We start from the raw sequence: 18963 nt of genomic DNA on the forward strand, positions 1-18963 counted from the left end.
TGACCATGGCTCTCACGATGCTCGACCCGATCACCGCGCTCATCATCGTCGACCTGCAACGCGGCATCGTCGATCTCCCTTCCGTTCACCCCATCGGCGATGTCGTGACGCGCGCCAGCGCGCTTGCCGCGGCGTTTCGGCGGCATCGCCAGACGGTCGTGCTGGTAAATGTCGCCGGCGGTGCGCCGGGCCGCACCGAGCGGCCGCGCCCTGGCGGTCCGTTCCCCGAAGGATGGACCGATCTCATTCCCGAGCTGGATCGTCAGCCTGACGATATCGCCGTGACCAAGCGGACATGGGGCGCATTTGCCAGCACCGATCTCGAGCGCCAGTTGCGGCAGCGCGGTGTCACGCAGGTCGTCATCGCCGGCGTCGCAACCGGTACCGGCGTCGAGTCCACTGCGCGGCAGGCTTACGAGGCGGGCTTCAACGTCACCCTTGCCACCGACGCCATGACCGATTCGCGTTCCGAGGCTCACGACTACAGCATCGCAAACGTGTTTCCGCGGCTCGGCGAGAGCGGCTCGACGCAGGCGATCATCGATCTATTGGCAACACGGAGCGCGCAGGCATGAACTGGCTTCATCTCGTTTCCTATTTCTGGGGCGGCGCTTTTCTGGCGAACGCCATTCCACATCTCGTCAGCGGCCTGCGCGGCGAGCCGTTTCAGTCCCCGTTCGCAAAACCGCGAGGAGAAGGCCTGTCCTCGTCGACGGTCAACGTGCTCTGGGGCTTCTTCAACCTCGTCGTCGGATATCTCCTCGTCTGCCGTGTCGGAGAGTTTTCACTGCTGGATACGGGCGACGTCGCAGCCCTCGCGGCCGGCGCCCTTCTGCTGAGCCTGTTTTGCGCGCGACACTTCGGCCGGTTCCACGGCGGCAACACGCCGACAGGTTCATGAGCGTGGCGGCCGCGGGCACGTTTCGCTCCCTGCGGAACTACAATTACCGCGTCTGGGCAGCGGGCGCACTGGTGTCCAACACCGGAACATGGATGCAGCGCGCCGCGCAGGACTGGCTCGTTCTCACCGAGCTCACGCGGCACAATGCGTCGGCGGTGGGCGTGGTGATGGCGCTCCAGTTCGGTCCACAGCTCCTCTTGATGCCGTGGACGGGTTTTGCCGCCGATCATTTCAACCAGCGACGGCTTCTGGTCGCGACCCAGGCGACGATGGGCGTGCTGGCGCTCGTTCTCGGCCTTCTCACGGTCACCGGGAAGGTAGCGCTCTGGCATGTTTACGTGTTTGCCTTCCTGTTCGGCTGCGCCGCGGCCTTCGACGCCCCGGTGCGCCAGACATTCGTGGCCGAGCTCGTCGGCGACGGCGAACTCTCCAACGCGATCGCGCTGAATTCGACGTCCTTCAATGCCGCACGGATGGTCGGACCCGCGGTCGCAGGGATTGTCATCGCTTCGATCGGCACTGGATGGGCCTTCCTGCTCAACGCCGCATCCTTCATGGCGGTGCTCGGCTCAATCGCCTTGCTGCGCACCTCTGAGCTTCGCCCCAATGCACGCGCCCACCGCACCAAGGGCGGCATGACCGAGGGCTTTCGTTACGTATGGTCGCGTCGGGATCTCAGGGCGATCATGATCATGCTGTTCCTGATCGGCACGTTCGGGCTGAATTTTCCGATCTTCATCTCGACCATGGCAGTCAGCGTCTTCCACACCGATGCGCGCGGCTTTGGCCTTTTATCCTCGACGATGGCGGTCGGCACGATCTCGGGCGCACTGCTGGCCGCTGGACGCGCGCAGCCGCGGTTCGTCTCGCTGCTGCTGGGCGCGGCGGCTTTTGGCGCGGGATGCACCCTGGCCGCGCTTGCACCCAGCTACTGGCTGTTCGCAGGCACGCTTGTTTTGATCGGCGTCGCCGCTCTGACGGTCACGAATACCTCGAACGCCATGATGCAACTCTCCACCGAACCGCGGATGAGAGGGCGCGTGATGGCGCTGCGCCTCGGCGTCGCGCTGGGCGGCACACCGATCGGTGCGCCGATCGTCGGATGGGTGGCTGACAATCTGGGCCCGCGCTGGGCGCTGGGCGCTGGGCGTGGGCGCGGCGGCAGGTTTCGCGGCCGCGCTGGTTGCGGCCCGCGCCATGTCGGCGCGCACCGCAGAGGTTCAGAGCGAATGAAACGCGCGCTCAGGCGATCGCGGGGCTCGTTAGTTCATCCAGCTTCGCCTTGAGCGCGGTGCCGTCAGTCAGCGCACGCAGCGGCGGACGCACGCGCAACCAGCCGGCGTCGCCGGTCTGCGCGGCGAGAATGGCCTTCAGCGTCGTCAGGAAGGACGGAGACTTCACCACGATATCGACCGCGGCCTGCATGCGGGCTTCGACATCCTTGCCGTCGATCATCGCCTTGACCAGCTCCGGCGTGATGTTGGCCATGCCGCAGATGGTGCCGGCGCCGCCGCCCGCGATCGCACGCGCGATGTCGGTTTCGTTGCCGACGGTGATGGCGAGTTCCGGCGCAGCAGCGCGGAATGCCTGGAACTGTTTGAAGTCGCCGCTGGAGTCCTTCAGGCCCGCAACCACCTTGCCGTAACGCTTGCGCAAATTCGCCGCCGCCGTCGTCGGGATCGCGATGCCCGAGACCTGCGGAATATGATAGAGATAGGCGCGTAGGCGATCGTCGGCGACGCCGTCGAAGATCGCCGCGAACGCATCCTCGATGCCTTCAGGCGTGACGCTGCGGTCGAAGTAAGGCGGCAGATACAGCACGTGGCGCAGACCAAGGCCGACCACGGCGCGCGTCAGCGCGATGCCGTCGCTGATGGCGGGGAAGCCACCGCCGATGCCGATACGCTCCGCCGGCACGCCGGCCTTGAGCACGGCTTCGATGGTTGCAACGCGTTCGGCGACATTGAACGAAGTGCCCTCGCCGGTGGTGCCGAACAGCACGACGCCGTCGACGCCCTTGCCGAAGAGTGTTTTGGCATGAGCGGCAAGCTTGGCGGAGTCCACGCTGCCGTCCGTCGCCAGCGGCGTCGCCGACGCCACCCAGAACCCGCGAATTGCCTCCGTCATAGCACCACCCTTTTGTTGCGGGTCCCGAATAAGCCCCTCATCTCCAATGAGATCAGAGAGCCTACCGAGCCTTGTTTTTGCTTTACTTTTCATCTTGTACCTTACATACAAGATGGGCGCAATTCCTTTCCGCCGTCACGGCGCGCATGAGACGCAGCCAAATTCAGAGGAGGTCTCGCATGAACATGGTGACCCCCGTCGGACATCCCGAGCCATTGCTCGCCGCCTTGCGTGACAAGCTCGGTGCCGCAGCCGTGCTGACCGGCAGCGAGGTTCCCGCGCGCAATTGCAACGACTGGAGCGCGAGCCTGCCGCAGACGCCGCTCGCGGTGATCCGCCCGCTCGATGCGCAGGGCGTCGCCGATGCGATCATGACCTGCCGGCAGGCGCGCCTGCCCTTCGTGCCGCAGGGCGGCTTGACCGGGCTCTGCCGCGGCGCCGCGCCCGAAGCCGGCTGGGTCGCGATCTCGCTGGAGCGCATGACCGGCATCGAGGAGATCGATCGCGCCTCGATGACGATGACGGTGAAATCGGGCACACCGCTGGAGACGATCCAGAAGGCTGCCGACGAAGCCGGCTTCTTCTTTCCGCTCGATCTCGGCTCGCGCGGCTCCTGCGCGATCGGCGGCAATCTCTCGACCAATGCCGGCGGCAACCGCGTGATTCGCTACGGCATGACGCGCGAGCTGGTGCTCGGTCTCGAAGTGGTGCTGCCCGACGGCACCATCATCACCAGCCTCAACAAGCTGATGAAGAACAACGCCGGCTACGATCTGAAGCATCTCTTCATCGGCTCGGAAGGCACGCTTGGGATCATCACCCGCGTGGTGCTGCGGCTGTTTCCAAAACCGCGCTCGACCATGGCCGCACTGTGCGCATTGAAGGACTATTCTGCGGTAATCGCGCTGCTCGAGGCCGCCCGCAGCGGGCTCGGCCCGCTGCTCTCGGCGTTCGAGGTGATGTGGCCGGACTATTGGGACGTGATCACGACGCGGGCCGGCGTCAAGCCGCCGGTCGCCGCCGGCCAGGGTCTCTATGTGCTGGTCGAGGCGCAGGGCACCGACGAGAGCGTCGATGCGCCGCGCTTCCAGGCCTGGCTCGAAGAGCTGATGGAGCGCGGGCTGCTCGCGGATGCCGCCGTGGCGCAATCGCTGGCGCAGACGCAGGCGTTCTGGCGTGTGCGCGACATCTGCGCCGAATTCGGCCAGGTGCTGGGTCCGCATATCTCCTACGACATCGGCCTTGCGGTGGCGCGGATGGACGAGTTCGCCACGCGCTGCAAGGCGGCGCTCGCCTCCGGCATCAAGGGCTGCGAGAGCGTCTATTACGGCCATATCGGCGACGGCAATCTGCACCTCGTCTCCTGGGTCACGGGCCTTCCCGTCGCGCAGCAACCCAAGGAGGAGATGGACACGATCATCTATGGTCTCGTCCGCGACATGAGCGGCAGCGTCTCCGCCGAGCACGGCATCGGCACGCTGAAGAAGAAATGGCTTGGACACGCCCGCAGCGAGCCCGAGATCGCCTTGATGCGGACGTTGAAGGCCGCGCTCGATCCCGATCATCTGCTCAACCCCGGCAAGGTGATCTGAGAGCATCCATGCGCTCGCTGAAGCTCGATGCGCCGAAATCGCTGTCGCAGCGGGTGATGCTGCGGCTGCGGCAGGCGATCATCGACGGCGAGTTTGCGCTCGGGGCCGCCATCTCCGAAGAGATGGTGGCGAATTCCTTCGGCGTCAGCCGCACACCGGTGCGCGAGGCAATGGGGCAGTTGCAGGCACAGGGGCTCGTGGTGATCCGGCCGCAGGTCGGCAGTTTTGTGTTCACGCCGAGCGCGGAGGACATCACCGCGCTCTGCACCTTCCGCATCGCGCTCGAACCCAAGGCCGCCGAGCTCGCCTTTCGCCACGATCGCGATGGTGCGATCGCGACCATCAACGATGCGATCGCGGCGATGGAGCCGGCGGTCGAGGCCAGGGACAACATCGCCTATGGCCGCGCCGACTCCACCTTTCACGAAGGCCTGTTCGCGCATTGCGGCAATCGCTATCTCGCCGAATCCTACCAGCTCGTCTCGGGCCGCGTCGCCGCGCTCCGCACTAATCTGACCTCACCGATCGACGTGCGCACCCGCTCCTCCTTCGACGAGCACCGCAAGCTGCTCGATCTGTTCGCGCGCGGCGAGCACGCCGCCTTCGAAGCGGCGATGACGACGCACATCACCAATTCGGGCCTGGTCTACGCAAAAGCGCTGAAGGTGGAGTGAGCGGTCCTACCGCGCGTCTTTCGATTCCGGTCTGTCCAGAAAATCCAGCGCGGTGTTGATCTGTTCGAGCTGGTGCTCGATCTTGTCGCGGTCCTCGACCGACTGCGCCGTCTCAAGCTGTTCCACAAGCTTCTGCTTCCGCGACAGCAAATTCTCTATGACTGTACTCACGAATTCCCCACCGTCCGATGGTGGCGCACGAGCGCTGGCCTTGCACGCCACCACAAATCAGAATGTTCATGCGAGCGGTTTGTTCCTGCGAAACAAAATGCGGATGGAACTATTTGCGCAGGCTTGCCCAGACACCGCCGAGGATCAGCAGGCCGCGATGGATCAACTTCGGCGGTTCGCCGAGGATCGCAAATGACAGAAGCGCACTGGCGACCGGTCCGATATAAAGCACGAGAGAAGTCCGCACCGATCCGAATTTGCCGCCGAGCCAGGCAAAGCCGGCATAGGCGAGCAGGCCCGGAACGATCCCGGCGAAGAGATAGGCAACGAGCGCCTTCGCGCTGAAGACCCCGACAGCGCGAGTGCCGTGCCGATCCATTGCAGCGGGCCGACATGCTCGATACCGAGCACCGCAGAAATCATCAGCACCGTGATCGGCGACAGCGCCATGATCAGCGCAATGTGGATCGCCGTCGTCGACACGCCCGCGGCATAGACCGGGCCGCCGCACAGAAACATGCCCATGAAGCCGGCGGCGAGGATCGGCCAGATATTTTGGCCGAGCGGCACGCGGCCGGCGCGAATCTCCGCAAGCGCGATCGGCGCGAGCCTGATCGCAACGATGCTCCAGCGGAAGAAGGCCAGCGCGAAGGGCGGCACCGAGCCCGCGAGCCCGCGCGCGCCAGAATCTGATTGGAGGCCTGCGCGGTCGCCACCACGATGAAGCCGATCAGCGCAATGGCGCCGAGCCAGCGGTCGGCCGACGGCGCAGCGCCGCCGGCCGCTTCGTGACCACCTTCAAATGTTTCCTTGCCCATGAAGCAACCGAATATCGGATGCGGACCATGATGAGAAGCCGGAAGACGGTTTCCTGAGGATGTGCTGCGATTGCAAGGCCCCGGAAGACCCGGAGAGGCTCGCGAGCAGCACCGGTGCGACATGGGTGCGGCTGACGGAGACCGAGAACACCCCAAGCAATGCGCAGATCATGCAGAGCCTCATCCGCACCGTCCTGCGATCGCTGATCGGCAGGAACAGGAAGAACAGCATCGCCAGGATCAAGAGCGCGTCGACCAGAAACATGGATCTCTCCTTCGAAACTGGAGAGAGCATCACGCGCGAAAGCCCGCTGGTATGTGGACGGCGTCACACAGCTCAGGGCGCTGGCCAAGGGTTAACGCGCCCACCAGACTGGATCCCCCGGGGCCCGGAACCTTCATCTTTCATGCGGGCGTCGGTTGTATTCGCGGGCCCGGAGTCCTATGCCTGTGCGCCATGGACACCCAAATCATCACCGCCGAAAAGCCCCTGATGGCCCAGGCGCGCCCGCGCAAGCCGGCGCCGTTCCTCCCGATGAGCCGCGCCGAGATGGATGCGCTCGGCTGGGACGCCTGCGACATCGTGCTGGTCACCGGCGATGCCTATGTCGACCATCCGAGCTTTGGCATGGCCATCATCGGCCGGCTGCTCGAGGCGCAAGGCTTTCGGGTCGGCATTATCGCGCAGCCGGACTGGCACTCGGCCGAGCCGTTCAAGGCTTTGGGCAAGCCAAAGGTGTTCTTCGGCGTCACCGGCGGCAACATGGATTCCATGGTCAACCGCTACACCGCGGACCGCCGCCTGCGCAGCGACGACGCCTATACGGCCGGCGGCGAAGGCGGCAAGCGGCCGGACCGCTGCACCATCGTCTACGCGCAGCGCTGTCGCGAGGCGTTCAAGGACGTGCCGGTCGTGCTCGGCGGCATCGAGGCCTCGCTGCGCCGGATCGCGCATTACGATTACTGGTCCGACAAGGTGCGCCGCTCGGTGCTGGCCGACGCCAAGGCCGACCTCTTGCTTTACGGCAATGCCGAGCGTGCTGTCGTCGAAGTCGCGAACCGCCTTGCCGCCGGCGAAACACCGCGCGAACTCGACGACATCAGGGGCGTCGCACTGTTCCGCCGCGTGCCTGAAGATTACGCAGAGCTGCACGCCGACGATCTCGATTCCGCCGACGAGGGCGCGGCGCGCCAGAATGGCGCGACCGTGATCCGGCTGCCGGCGCTGGAGCAGGTCGAGCAGGACAAGGAAGCCTATGCGCGCGCCTCACGCGTGCTGCATCGTGAGAGCAATCCCGGCAATGCGCGACCGCTGGTGCAGCGGCACGGCGACCGCGACCTCTGGCTCAATCCGCCGCCGATCCCGCTCACCTCCGAGGAGATGGACGCGGTCTACGATCTTCCCTATGCGCGCGCGCCGCATCCGTCCTATGGCGACGCAAAAATCCCCGCCTGGGACATGATCAAATTCTCGGTCACGATCATGCGCGGCTGCTTTGGCGGCTGCACCTTCTGCTCGATCACCGAGCACGAAGGCCGCATCATCCAGAACCGCTCGGAGGGTTCTATTCTGCGCGAGATCGAAAAGATCCGCGACAAGACGCCGGGCTTCACCGGCGTGATCTCCGACATCGGCGGCCCGACCGCCAACATGTACCGGATGGCGTGCAAGGATCCGAAGGTCGAGGCGGCGTGCCGCCGGCCGTCCTGCGTCTTCCCCGAGATCTGCCCGAACCTCAACACCTCGCATGACGATCTGATCCGGCTCTATCGCAAGGTGCGCGAGACCAAGGGCATCAAGAAGGTGATGGTCGCCTCCGGCGTGCGCTACGACCTCGCGGTCGAGAGCCCGGAATATATCAAGGAGCTCGTCACCCATCACGTCGGCGGCTATCTGAAGATCGCGCCCGAGCATACGGAGCGCGGGCCCCTCGACAAGATGATGAAGCCGGGCATCGGCGCCTACAACAAGTTCAAGCGGATGTTCGATGCTGCCGCCGAGCAGGCCGGCAAGAAATATTATTTGATCCCGTATTTCATCGCGGCGCATCCGGGCACGACCGACGAGGACATGATGAACCTCGCGCTCTGGCTCAAGAAGAACCGCTATCGCGCTGACCAGGTGCAGACCTTCCTGCCCTCGCCGATGGCGACCGCAACGGCGATGTACCACACCGGCGTCAATCCGCTGCGCGGCGTGCGCCGCGGCGGCAGCGACAAGGTCGAGGCGATCAGGGGCCTGCGCCAGCGCCGCCTGCACAAGGCTTTCCTGCGCTACCACGACCCCGACAATTGGCCGGTGCTGCGTGAAGCCTTGATCGAGATGGGCCGCCGCGACCTGATCGGCTCGCAGCCCCACCACCTCGTGCCCGCGCACCAGCCGCCCGGCACCGGCAAGGCCGCCGGCACAAGGCGGCCTGTGCGACCCGGCGACAAGACGCAGCGATTCACGACCAAGGGCCTGCGGGTGATGAAGTAGCGGGGCCCGGCGGGAGCGAAGCCGGGATAACGCACCCCACCGACAAAAGTGTCGAAAACAACCCCATGCACAGTAGCCGGGGATAGCGAAATCAATGGCTTAAAGCGCAATGAGATCGCGATGAATCGTCATCGCGCCTGAGCCTGTTGTTTGATCATGGCATTTCCGAAAAACCGCAAAGCGCTTGACCCGTCGGGCAAAACAGGTGCACGATGCCATCATCGGACTCGTGGGCGGTTTCGCGGCTGGCGGGCAGCAGCGACCGCGATAATAGCCCATCGGCACTAATCGCTGATTATTCAGCAAGCCGCGCGAGCGGGCTCGGGTCCGCCTTCTGTTCACCCAGCGCCTGACCCTGGGCCATGCGTTGGCGGATCATTGCGACAACCGGGCCGACCTGCTCGAACGCGCGATCGTGGGCGTCGTCGCCGGCGACGGCCAGTTTCGTCAGGTCGTAGACGTCGATCCGGTCACGCGCGAGCTCGGTTCGGTAAGGCTCCTGGGTCGGGTCGATATCGCCGAGGCGAGCGACGTCGCCCCAGATCGTCTTCGACAGCGAGAGCGCGCCGTCGTCACGCGAGACGAACAGCGAGATCGGCGGTCGCGCGCCGCCCATTCGGTTCAGTTGCGAGCGGAAGACATCGACATCCACGTCGGGCGCCACCAGCATCACATTCTTCAGCTTGCTGCGCTTCGACGCGACAGAAGGGGAGCGGATCGCACGCGTCCGCAGCGCTTCCAGTGCGATCCAATTGCCCATCGAATGAGCCAGAAGATAGACTTCGCCGACGGCAGGCGAGGCGTCGAGCGTGCTCAACAGATTGTCGAGCGCATCTCGCGAAAAATTCGCGCTCTCGCGGTCATAGGTATAGGCGCGCAGCCTCAGCTCGCCGCGCGATGGCCAGGTAAAAAGCACGGGAACGACCGGCACTTTGGAGTCGTGCACGATCTGCGCGAAGCGATAGACCGCGTCATCGAAGCGGTTGTTGAAGCCGTGGACGAAGACAAGCACCTTGTTGCGACCGGACTGCTTCATGGCCGCGGTGACAGAGGTAGTGAAGCGCGCTCTATCGAGATAGTCCGCCGAGACGGTCGTGAAATCACGCTGGGGATCACCGGGCAGGCTCGCCGGCCATTGCACCTCACCGACCTTCCGCGCGGCATCGGGCGGGATCGAGACCGTCACCTCGGCAAAGGACAGCTCGTCCGAACGCTCTCCGCTGAACATCTCGCCGGGATCGACGTCGGATCGCTTGCGATTGGTGACGACGTAGATCGGGACATTTGCGTTTCCGGGAGCGACCTGCGCTGTCGGAATAAGCACGCCCTGAGACGGACGTCCTGCACAGCCGCCAAGGGCAGCTGCGATCGACAAGGCCAACAAAATGGCTGGAGCACTGATGCGACTTGTCCGGAGCACCGGCAACACCCACAACTGGACGCAAGAGCGCGACAATTCACCATCCAGGGCAACGGACGCGGCACCGGATATCGACCAGTCTACCCCCGCTGAGCGCGCCCGGATGTCGCGGCGCGGCAACACCCAGCCGGCGATAATCGCGGAACCCGGTCCTGCAGACCAAGATCGAGTGAAATGGTTAAGAGGGAGATGTCGAGCATCTCACGTGGCACAAATTGCATATGCCGCTGCAGCGGCGGCCTTGCTTTGGCGGTCGTCAGAGCGCCTTGACGTGCTTGGATCAGATACGGACCCGCTCGCGCTGCTGTTCGAAAGCGTATGATGCGAGGCGCTCGACCGCGTCGCGGAGACGCCTGAACTGGGTCGCCCTGTCGTCGGGACGCGTGCCCTTCGAGCCGTCGAGGTCGTCCAGCGCAGCGCTGCTTATCTCGCAGTCGACCATGCTGACGCCATACATCATCGTAAACAGAAACGCCATCCGCTCCGTGTCGTAGCCAAGAACCTGGCCGCGCGTCAGCAGCGCTGCGTTTTCTGCTGGGGAGACTCTCGGTGGACGCGGCAATTGTCAGCCTACGGCTTCGCCGATGTCGCACGGCGGCACCTCGGCCAGGCGGCTCGCCTGCGAAGCAAAATCGTTGAACGCTGCGACCGCGTCGCTCATGTTGTGGCATCCGCGGCTGTCGCGCGAGGCGTCAACGCGAAGATCGAACAGCTCCATCCAGAACAGGGGTGCCGCAGGTGAACCGGCTTCAAGCGTCTCGAACATGTTGATCTCGCAATCGCCAACGCGCTCAAGCGCAACCGTCCGTGCGCCATGAGCGATATGAGGAATTCCGAGCAATTTTGCGTAACTTCGCAATATCTTCACGTTTATGGGCGGCGCGCCATCGCTGCTGGACATCAAGGCCTTCGGACTTTTCGGGGAGGGTTCGCCCCCGAGTACAGACGACGCACCTACAGGGACAGATCGTCGATTTAAGTCACATGACGCCCGGTTTCTTGTTATCGTGAGCCAATAACTTGATTTTTCCTGCCGCGATCACGATGCGCGAGCCGAGGACTCAAGGCCGCAGCGGCAACGACGAAAGGGTTCGATGTGGCTGCTGCCCGTTCGCCCCAATTGCAAGCCATGCCCAGTGCGACCGGCGGCATCGCCCGCCTGGTGTGGGCTCGTCTGCGCGAAGCCGACATTGAGGCGGACGGCTTGCTGTCCAGGGCCGGATTGACCCTCGAGCAGATCGAAGACCGCAAGGCGCGGCTGAGCGTTGAAAGCCAGATCAAGTTTCTGGAGCTTGGTGCCGAGGCGCCTCGCGTCGGAAAGGCTGACCTCACCGGTATTCTCGGTGAGTTGAAGATCGACCTCGCCAAGAGCTATTTGAAGAAGGATGAATTGCCGATTTCGCAAACCGCCTGGCTCCTCGGCTATGGCGAAGTCAGCGCATTCACCCACGCGTTCAGACGCTGGACCGGAATGACGCCACGACAATGGCGTGCCGTGAACGATCCCCCCGGCGCGGCGACGACGTCAACGATACGCCCCTCACGCAAAAGGCGCCCGGACAAGCTAGTCCCGGCGGTAACGCAAAGCGTCCCGATGCAGCCAGACAGGACGCAGAGGGGCGTTCCGTCCCGAGATGAGAGGTTGCAACCCTCACTCGAGACGGGATTCCGATTCCGACGAAGCTATCAGAGCGCGATAGGCATTATTGCTTGGCGGTGCCGACGGTATCTGTTGCGCTGTCAGCCGTATATTCAAGGCTGAATCGTCCGCCGCCTGTCGGCCTGGCTTCGAATCGCGCGGTCTTCTCCGAGAGCGCGGCAAGCGCGCCCGATGCAAACTTGAAGCGCGTCTTCCCGGAACTCTCGTTGCCGACCGGCTTACCGTCCTTCATGACAACCGACGATGTACCCTCGATAGCCTGGCTCACCGCGAGCCCCCCGGGCACCCGGTATATCCCTCCTGCGGACAGGAATGTTCCGTGAGGGCCATCCCATTCGGTGGTCGCAGATCCCGTATACACCGCGTCCTTCAGCAGGCCATCCGCACCAAAGCAAGCGAATTGGACGCTGGCGAGCCGATGTCCATCTCGGTCTCCGATGGGTTCCTGACTTGCCGCGCCGACAACGCTGCATTCCAATCGCCCGATCGTTTCCGCCGTCGCATATCCGCTTGCGGAAATGAAACCCAGGATAGAGCAGGCAGCCGTAAGGATGGTGCGCTTGATCATTGAGAATCTCCCCTGCATGCGCGTGCTGCGCACGCGCGCGATCGAGTAGAGCTGACCAAAAGAAAGACTTGGTCTGTTGAGGCTCAGCGCCGCCGGTAGCTCCGACGCTGCCACTTGGAGAATGGGGCCTCGGCACGCCCCTGGGCAGCTCATGATAGCGACCGAACCATAGACCTGCACGAAGCAGGCTGGAAGAACGCCCGGTGAGAAATCGATCTGGCAATCGCTCGAAATGGGTCATCGCCAATGACCGACTTCACGATGGCTTCACGTGACGAGAACACTGGATCCGCTCAAGCCGCAGGCCGCTGCAACCCTCACCGGTCCACCGGCACCCCCGCCCCTCGATGATACCGGCTCGAAAAAAACACCAGCGGCGTGGTGTCGCGATAGTCGCAGCTCGAGACTTCGGCGATGATCAGCGTGTGGTCGCTGACGTCGACGTGGCGTGTGACCTCGCAGGCGAACCAGGCGATGCAGCCGGACAGGCGCGGCAGGCCGTCGACGATGTCGTAGTCAGGACTGGCGCCGGTGTTCGGCTGGCTGGCGAAATGCCGCGAGAGGTCGCGGCCGTGGTCCGGCAGGACGTTGACGCAATAGCGGCCTGTGGCCGAGATCGCGCGGTGCATCCGGCCGGGCATGACGGAGACCAGCACGGTCGGCGGTGACAGGCTGACGGTGACAAAACTGTTCGCGGTCATGCCGCAGACACGGCCGTGCTCGTCCAGCGCGGTGAGCACTGCGACCCCGGTTGCAAATCGCGATGCGGCTTCACGGAATGACGCCGGGTTGGCGCGCTGAATGTTCGTCTCCGCTCGCATCGGCCCTCACGCAATCGCCCTGACCGGCTCTGATGGTGCCGACATGCGTTCGATCCAGGCCTGGATACGCTGCGGCGTCGAGATGCGGTCCCACTGGCGATCGGGATAGTTGAAGTTCTCGGTGAACTCGTTGGCCAATGCCGGATTCTGGCTCATCGCGCCGATCAGCATGCCCAACGCTTCCGTTGGCGGCTGCAGCATCACGTTGGTCCAGCGCGAGGCCGCCAGCACGCGGTCCTGCCGCTTCAGATCGATCTTCTCGCAAAGACGCGCGTCGAGCGCGTCGGCGTTGATGATCTCTTCGCCGAGCACGAAGGCCGCATAGGAGGCGACATTGGCGCCCTGGCCCATTATGGGATCGACGATGGCATGGACGTCGCCGAGTGCGATCGCGCATTTGCCGTCGTCGAACTCGACCATCGTGTTGCGCACGGTCGGGACCACGCCGCCTTGCAGGAGATCCTGCGGCTGCGCCAGATCGAAACTCGCAGTGTCGATGCGGTCATATGTCGTCGGGTGATGCTTCTCCAGCTTGCCGAGCAGCACCCCAGGAAGTGCTTCGGGTTGTCGTCGTAGCTGAGCGTCGCCAGCTCCTCCATGTCGCCGCCCGGCACGTTCTCCATCAGCAGCGCATTGGCGATGCCGCCGAAAGTGATGGTCGGGATTACGATCATCTCGCCATGGCCTGGCGACACCGAGAGCGTGACGTTCATGGGATCAGGCTGCCGCACGCCGGTGTAGAGCCCGACGCACAGCCGGCGCTGCGGCTGCTGATAGGGCGAGTGCTCCGGCCGGTAAGTGAAGAGCTGGCCCAGCGGCCCCTTCCCGGTCGAGACGACGAGCAGGTCGAAGCGCGCGACCAGCGGACGGACGTCACGCTCCTCGATGCGGCGGTATTCGATCTTGCCGCCGCGCTTCAAGAAGTCCTGCATCAGCGCGGGGAGATAGAGCCTGTAGTCGACGGCGCGGCTCGCTTTCGAGAAGTCGCCGCGAAAGCTCAACGGCTGCGGAAAATTGAAGACGTGGTCGTGGTAGTAATAATGGTCCTTCGGATCGGTCCAGTGATTGACGCCGAGATAATCCTCGCGCGCGATCGTCACGTGGTGATGCGCGACGGTGTTGAGCAGCCGGATGTTGCGATACTCGTCCGGCGGCCGGTCGGTAATGATGGTGGCGTCCACGCCGTGCTTTTGCAGGTAAAGCGCAAGATGAAGGCCAGCGATTCCGGCGCCGACAATTCCGATGTTGCGAGCCATGTCGTCTCCCCCTGTGATTGCTTGTTTTGAGGAAGCCTATCGGCCGATCGTGTTGCGCACTACGGAATAAATGGGATATAATTTATTCCAGATCGGAATGAATTATGGACCGGATCGATTGCCTGCGCGCTTTCGTTCGCACCCTCGAGGGCGGCAGCTTCTCGGCGGCGGCCAAGGAGCTCGGCATCGGCCAGCCCGCGATCAGCAAGCGCATCGCGATGCTGGAGAGCGAGTTCGGCACGCAGCTGTTCTCGCGCACGACGCGCACGCTGAAGCCGACCGCGGAGGCGCACCGGATCTACGATCTCGCGCGGCAGATTCTCGACAGTTTCGACATGGCCCGGTCGAGCGTCGAGCAGGCGGCGCCCCGTCCCACCGGCACGCTGCGGATCGGCGTGCCCTCCTCGTTCGGGCGGCGCTACATGATGCCAATCATTGCCGAATATGTGCGGCATTATCCGGAAGTGCGGGTCGACATCCGCTTCAGCGAGCGGTTCGTCAATCTGGTGGAAGAGGGCATCGAGCTTGCCCTGCGGATCGGAAACCTGGAGGCGAGCACGCTCGTCGCCCGACGGCTCGGTACCGTACAACGGCACCTCGTCGCAACGCCCACCTATCTGCACGGCCGTCCGCTGCCGCGAACGCCTGACGATCTCGGCGCGCACCAGTGCATCGTCTATTCCAGGATGTCGCCGGCGCAGCAATGGGCCTTCGAATCCGAGCATGGCCGCCACGTCGCATCCATCAACGGGCCCATCCACGTTGACGACGCCGATGCGATGCAGGAGGCGACGATGCAGCATCTGGGCATCGCCATCCTGCCCGACTGGAATGCTGCGGACGGCCTTCGCAGCGGCGAGCTCGAGCATGTGCTTCCGGACTACACCATCGCCGCATTGCCCCTGCATGCGGTCTATCCGGAGACGCACTGGATGTCGCTGCGCGCACGAAGCTTCCTGGATCTCCTGGTCGAACGCGCCGAGCATTTTGTGCTAGCCCCGTCGCATACCCGCACCGCCCGCGCAGGCGGTTGACGCCGTCCCTGCCATCATTAAATGACGCCCATGAAAAAGATCGGATTCCTCTCCTTCGGCCACTGGACCCCCTCGCCACAATCGCAGACGCGCTCGGCCGGGGACACGCTGCTGCAATCGATCGAGCTTGCCGTCGCAGCCGAGCAGCTCGGCCTGGACGGCGCGTATTACCGCGTCCACCATTTCGCGCGGCAGCTGGCCTCGCCCTTCCCGCTGCTTGCCGCCGTGGGTGCCAGGACGAGCAAGATCGAGATCGGCACGGCCGTGATCGACATGCGCTACGAGAACCCGCTCTACATGGCGGAGGACGCAGGGTCCGCCGATCTCATCGCCGGCGGACGGCTCCAGCTCGGCATCAGCCGCGGCTCGCCCGAGCAGGTGATCGACGGCTGGCGCTATTTTGGTTATCAGCCGGCCGAGGGCGAGAGCGACGCCGATATGGGCCGGCGTCACGCCGAGGTCTTTCTCGACATCCTGCGCGGTGAGGGTTTTGCAAAACCCAATCCGCAGCCGATGTTTCCGAACCCGCCGGGGCTGCTGCGCCTGGAGCCGCATTCCGAAGGCCTGCGCGAGCGCATCTGGTGGGGCGCCGGCTCGAACGCCACCGCGGTGTGGGCCGCACAGCTCGGCATGAATTTGCAGAGCTCGACGCTGAAGAACGACGAGACCGGCGAAGCCTTTCACGTGCAGCAGGCCGCCCAGATCCGCGCCTATCGCGCAGCGTGGAAAGAGGCCGGCCACAGCCGCGAGCCCCGCGTCTCCGTCAGCCGCAGCATCTTTGCGCTGATGGACGATCGCGACCGCGCCTATTTCGGCGGCGAGCGCGGCGGCGAGGACCAGATCGGCTTCATTGATCCCCGCACGCGGGCGATCTTCGGCCGGAGCTATGCGGCGGAGCCGGATGCGCTGATCGAGCAGCTCAAGCAGGATGAGGCGATCGCCGAGGCCGACACGCTGCTGTTGACGATCCCGAACCAGCTCGGTGTGGACTATTGCGCGCATGCGATCGAGGCGATCCTGAAGCACGTCGCGCCGGCGCTCGGGTGGCGGTGAGGCCGTCGACCGATTCACGGGGCAAGTCAGGCCGTCTCTTGCTGACCCCTGATCTTCTTGAGCCAGGCTACCAAGCGCGGATGCCTGGTATATCGGCCTTCCAGGCTTGCCAGCTCCTGCTGGAAGACCGGCAGCGAGAGCAGCCTTTCGATATCGGGCTCCCTGATCTTCCAGATCGCCGGCGGAAAGTAGCCATGCACCTTGAGCTCGTAGAGCTCGAAGATCGAATGGATGATCTCGTGCACCGCCCGGCGCTCTTCCGCGGTGATCTCGATGTCGCCGGCAGCCGCTCGCTCGAGGAAGGCCGCGACTGGAAGGCGGCGGCGCAGGTCGGAGACCCGGTCGGAATATCGCAGGAAGATGTCCGCGCCCAGACGCCGATTGTTGGTGTGGAGCGCCGCATAGATCGCGGCCATGCCAACGATGATCGATCCGAGCGTCACGAATCTGAGGATATGGTCGAGCACGCGTCTGCCTCCTTGCGCAGGGCACCGGAGTGACAGAGATAAACCAGACCGCGAGCTGATAAAATGGGGGGCCAGGGCTCGCCGTTAGGCCTGCGGTCAGGCCACGTCTCGGCGGGCCAGCCAAGCGGACCATCCAGAGGACAGAGATATGCATGCCGACCGATTGTTACCCACACAAATCGCCCCCGAGGGCTACGCGGCGCTGCGCGCGGTAGAGGCCTACATCCTCAAATGCGGGCTGCCGAGAAGCCTGATCGAGCTCGTGAAGATGCGCGCGTCTCAGATCAACGGCTGTGCCTATTGCCTTGACGTCCACAGCAAGGATGCGCGGAAGCATGGCGAAAGCGAGCAGCGCCTCTACCTTCTCGACGCCTGGCGTGAATCCCCACTCTATTCGCAAGCCGAACGTGCCGCACTGGCCTGGACCGAGGCGCTCACCAATGTCGCAGACACGCGTGCGCCGGATGCGGACTACGAAGAGCTGAGGAAGCATTTTACCGACAAGGAGATCACCGATCTCACCATCCTCATCGGCATGATCAATTTTTGGAATCGGCTCGCCATCGGCATGCGCTATGTGCACGATGTGAGCTGAGGTGGCTCTCACCGGAGACAGCGGCAGATGTTCGTTAGATTCGCAATTGGCGTCGTCGCATTCCTGCTGTCAACGTCGGTGCCCGGATTCGCGGTAACGATGCCCGTCGACTGCAAGCTGATCGTGGACGGTAAGCCCTACATCGATGGTGTCTGTGAATTCGTACGGACCGACACAGATGGCTCGTTTTCAATCTATGGCGACCGGTATTGGGCTTCGATCGATATTGAGAACCACGAGGGGATCGCCCACTGGAACGAGTCACCTGGCGCGACCCACGCCCAATCCTCGCTGGGTAACGTCAGCCGCAGCGGCGGATGTTGGGAAAATCGAAGTGTTCGCATCTGCGCACTCACGATCGAACCGACGAGACGGGAAAAGCTCCTCGCGCAGCGCCCGAAGGGGTTACGAATTACCCCTTCTTATGCCGATTATCTCTGCCTTTCCGCACCCAACTATCAATTCGTGGCAGGCGCGCCCCTGACGATCGATCGGTGCGACGCCTTTTGGGGCGTACGCCAGCGCGTGTTTCGCCTTTCCGGAGGCAGGATCTCGCTGGAAGGCAAGCCGGAGCTTTGCATCGACGCAAGAGGGGCGACCGCGACAGAGGATGCGGCACTTGTCCTCACTGATTGTGCGCACGTTGGAATCCGTTGGACTTATGACGCGGCCACGAACTTGATCCGTTCGGATAACAATCTGTGCTGGAGCCTTCGCCTCTCCGGCGACCGGAAGGTCGACGATTGGTCGCCACCGATCGGCGCGCGCCCCTGTGAGGCGGCTCCTGCGGAAACAAGCCAGTTCGCGATTGGCGGCGATTGACGCCAATGAATTTGCAGCAACGTCAGTCCCGCGACCGTGGGTCGATGTCGTGCTATCCTCGTTGCACTGACGGCGAACTTGCCGTCATTCGCTGGATTGCGCGATGAATCAGCATCTGTCCCTCGTCGGTCTCGTGGTCGCGGACTAGATGAAGCGATCGCCTTCTTCACGCACCTCTGGATTTCGAGCTTTGCGAGGACACACCGCTCGGTGGCGGCAAGCGCTGGGTGGTCGTGCGGCCGCGGGGCCATATGGGCTCTGGTCTGCTGCTGGCGCGAGCCGGCGGTCCGGCGCAGACGGCGCGCGTCGGCGACCAGACCGGGGGGCGCGTCTTCTTGTTCCTGGAAACGGATGACTTCGAGCGCGATCATACGCGCATGATCGCCGCCGGCGTGCGTTTCCTCGAGGCGCCACGGCGTGAGGTCTATGGCGTCGTGGCGGTTTTCGAGGACATCTGCGGCAACCGCTGGGACCTGATCCAATCAGTCAAGCGCGGTTGACGCCC

The 18963-nt window shown here is 64.0% G+C and carries 20 protein-coding genes and 4 pseudogenes; 12 read left to right on the forward strand and 12 right to left on the reverse strand.

Annotation, left to right across the window (positions count from 1 at the left end):
• The first annotated feature begins 5 nt into the window (after window positions 1–5).
• The 3 genes and pseudogenes from FXB40_RS30890 (at window position 6) to FXB40_RS30900 (ending at window position 2134) form a co-directional block, all read left to right on the forward strand.
• Window positions 6–575 carry an isochorismatase family protein gene (locus tag FXB40_RS30890; RefSeq protein WP_148775893.1) on the forward strand — a complete coding sequence of 190 codons (570 nt, stop codon included), beginning with the start codon at window positions 6–8 and terminating at the stop codon, window positions 573–575.
• Window positions 572–901: a hypothetical protein gene (locus FXB40_RS30895; RefSeq protein WP_148775894.1), complete on the forward strand. Its 330-nt coding sequence runs from the start codon at window positions 572–574 to the stop codon at window positions 899–901. The genes FXB40_RS30890 and FXB40_RS30895 overlap by 4 nt, the downstream gene beginning before the upstream one ends.
• A pseudogene (locus tag FXB40_RS30900) lies at window positions 898–2134 on the forward strand (MFS transporter). Before FXB40_RS30895 ends, FXB40_RS30900 begins: the two are co-directional and overlap by 4 nt.
• A 9-nt stretch (window positions 2135–2143) precedes the next feature.
• On the opposite strand, the gene FXB40_RS30905 reads toward FXB40_RS30900, so the two are convergent.
• The gene (locus FXB40_RS30905) at window positions 2144–3028 is read right to left on the reverse strand and encodes a dihydrodipicolinate synthase family protein (RefSeq protein WP_148775896.1); all 885 of its coding nucleotides are present in this window, start codon (window positions 3026–3028) and stop codon (window positions 2144–2146) included.
• Window positions 3029–3207: 179 nt separating this feature from the next.
• On the opposite strand from FXB40_RS30905, the gene FXB40_RS30910 reads away from it, so the two are divergent.
• Window positions 3208–4620, forward strand: a complete 1413-nt coding sequence (locus FXB40_RS30910) for an FAD-binding oxidoreductase (RefSeq protein ID WP_148775897.1) — start codon at window positions 3208–3210, stop codon at window positions 4618–4620.
• Between the two features lie 8 nt (window positions 4621–4628).
• Window positions 4629–5294 carry a GntR family transcriptional regulator gene (locus FXB40_RS30915; RefSeq protein ID WP_148775898.1) on the forward strand — a complete coding sequence of 222 codons (666 nt, stop codon included), beginning with the start codon at window positions 4629–4631 and terminating at the stop codon, window positions 5292–5294.
• A gap of 6 nt (window positions 5295–5300) precedes the next feature.
• Here the strand turns inward: FXB40_RS30915 and FXB40_RS48235 are convergent, their stop codons facing one another.
• From FXB40_RS48235 to FXB40_RS30925, 4 genes and pseudogenes are all read right to left on the reverse strand, one after another.
• Window positions 5301–5465, reverse strand: a complete 165-nt coding sequence (locus tag FXB40_RS48235) for a hypothetical protein (protein WP_187437262.1) — start codon at window positions 5463–5465, stop codon at window positions 5301–5303.
• Window positions 5466–5574: 109 nt separating this feature from the next.
• A complete protein-coding gene (locus tag FXB40_RS49450) occupies window positions 5575–5844 on the reverse strand; it encodes an EamA family transporter (RefSeq protein WP_246208056.1) in 270 nt (89 codons plus the stop codon).
• Window positions 5845–5873: 29 nt separating this feature from the next.
• Window positions 5874–6125: pseudogene (locus FXB40_RS49455) on the reverse strand (DMT family transporter); the annotation flags it as partial.
• A 138-nt stretch (window positions 6126–6263) separates the two neighbouring features.
• The gene (locus FXB40_RS30925; protein WP_148775899.1) at window positions 6264–6548 is read right to left on the reverse strand and encodes a hypothetical protein; all 285 of its coding nucleotides are present in this window, start codon (window positions 6546–6548) and stop codon (window positions 6264–6266) included.
• Between the two features lie 192 nt (window positions 6549–6740).
• Here FXB40_RS30925 and FXB40_RS30935 point away from each other — a divergent pair, with 192 nt between their 5' ends.
• Window positions 6741–8762, forward strand: a complete 2022-nt coding sequence (locus FXB40_RS30935) for a YgiQ family radical SAM protein (protein ID WP_148775901.1) — start codon at window positions 6741–6743, stop codon at window positions 8760–8762.
• 295 nt (window positions 8763–9057) lie between these two features.
• Here FXB40_RS30935 and FXB40_RS30940 read toward each other — a convergent pair whose 3' ends face one another.
• The 3 genes from FXB40_RS30940 to FXB40_RS30950 all read right to left on the reverse strand — a co-directional run bounded on the left by FXB40_RS30940 (window position 9058) and on the right by FXB40_RS30950 (window position 10948).
• Window positions 9058–10086, reverse strand: a complete 1029-nt coding sequence (locus tag FXB40_RS30940) for an alpha/beta hydrolase (protein ID WP_246208058.1) — start codon at window positions 10084–10086, stop codon at window positions 9058–9060.
• A gap of 376 nt (window positions 10087–10462) precedes the next feature.
• Window positions 10463–10744 carry a DUF1488 family protein gene (locus tag FXB40_RS30945; RefSeq protein WP_283812965.1) on the reverse strand — a complete coding sequence of 94 codons (282 nt, stop codon included), beginning with the start codon at window positions 10742–10744 and terminating at the stop codon, window positions 10463–10465.
• Window positions 10745–10747: 3 nt separating this feature from the next.
• Window positions 10748–10948 carry a hypothetical protein gene (locus FXB40_RS30950; protein ID WP_246208060.1) on the reverse strand — a complete coding sequence of 67 codons (201 nt, stop codon included), beginning with the start codon at window positions 10946–10948 and terminating at the stop codon, window positions 10748–10750.
• A gap of 363 nt (window positions 10949–11311) precedes the next feature.
• On the opposite strand from FXB40_RS30950, the gene FXB40_RS49460 reads away from it, so the two are divergent.
• Entirely contained in the window at window positions 11312–11944 is a 633-nt protein-coding gene (locus FXB40_RS49460) for a helix-turn-helix domain-containing protein (RefSeq protein WP_246208061.1), read from the forward strand.
• On the opposite strand, the gene FXB40_RS30960 is transcribed toward FXB40_RS49460, so the two are convergent.
• The 3 genes and pseudogenes from FXB40_RS30960 to styA form a co-directional block, all read right to left on the reverse strand.
• The gene (locus tag FXB40_RS30960; RefSeq protein WP_148775903.1) at window positions 11886–12410 is read right to left on the reverse strand and encodes a hypothetical protein; all 525 of its coding nucleotides are present in this window, start codon (window positions 12408–12410) and stop codon (window positions 11886–11888) included. The two genes, FXB40_RS49460 and FXB40_RS30960, sit on opposite strands and share 59 nt — an antisense overlap.
• Window positions 12411–12727: 317 nt before the next feature.
• A complete protein-coding gene (styB, locus tag FXB40_RS30965; protein WP_246208063.1) occupies window positions 12728–13231 on the reverse strand; it encodes a styrene monooxygenase NADH-dependent flavin reductase subunit StyB in 504 nt (167 codons plus the stop codon).
• A 6-nt stretch (window positions 13232–13237) separates the two neighbouring features.
• Window positions 13238–14487: pseudogene (gene styA / locus FXB40_RS30970) on the reverse strand (styrene monooxygenase subunit StyA).
• Between the two features lie 104 nt (window positions 14488–14591).
• Between styA and FXB40_RS30975 the strand changes: the two are divergent.
• Together FXB40_RS30975 and FXB40_RS30980 are read left to right on the forward strand one after the other, a co-directional pair.
• Window positions 14592–15521 (forward strand): LysR family transcriptional regulator, encoded by a 930-nt coding sequence (locus FXB40_RS30975; protein WP_148775904.1) that lies wholly within the window; start codon window positions 14592–14594, stop codon window positions 15519–15521.
• 30 nt (window positions 15522–15551) lie between these two features.
• Complete coding sequence (locus tag FXB40_RS30980; RefSeq protein ID WP_148775905.1) at window positions 15552–16574, forward strand: LLM class flavin-dependent oxidoreductase; 1023 nt, start codon at window positions 15552–15554, stop codon at window positions 16572–16574.
• Window positions 16575–16600: 26 nt separating this feature from the next.
• On the opposite strand, the gene FXB40_RS30985 is transcribed toward FXB40_RS30980, so the two are convergent.
• A complete protein-coding gene (locus tag FXB40_RS30985; protein ID WP_148775906.1) occupies window positions 16601–17041 on the reverse strand; it encodes a hypothetical protein in 441 nt (146 codons plus the stop codon).
• 148 nt (window positions 17042–17189) lie between these two features.
• Here FXB40_RS30985 and FXB40_RS30990 point away from each other — a divergent pair, with 148 nt between their 5' ends.
• From FXB40_RS30990 to FXB40_RS31000, 3 genes and pseudogenes are all read left to right on the forward strand, one after another.
• Entirely contained in the window at window positions 17190–17636 is a 447-nt protein-coding gene (locus FXB40_RS30990) for a carboxymuconolactone decarboxylase family protein (protein ID WP_148775907.1), read from the forward strand.
• 27 nt (window positions 17637–17663) lie between these two features.
• Window positions 17664–18458 (forward strand): ricin-type beta-trefoil lectin domain protein, encoded by a 795-nt coding sequence (locus tag FXB40_RS30995; protein WP_148775908.1) that lies wholly within the window; start codon window positions 17664–17666, stop codon window positions 18456–18458.
• A gap of 103 nt (window positions 18459–18561) precedes the next feature.
• A pseudogene (locus FXB40_RS31000) lies at window positions 18562–18958 on the forward strand (VOC family protein).
• Window positions 18959–18963: the final 5 nt, after the last annotated feature.

The organism is Bradyrhizobium rifense, assembly GCF_008123425.1.
Lineage (GTDB): Bacteria > Pseudomonadota > Alphaproteobacteria > Rhizobiales > Xanthobacteraceae > Bradyrhizobium > Bradyrhizobium rifense.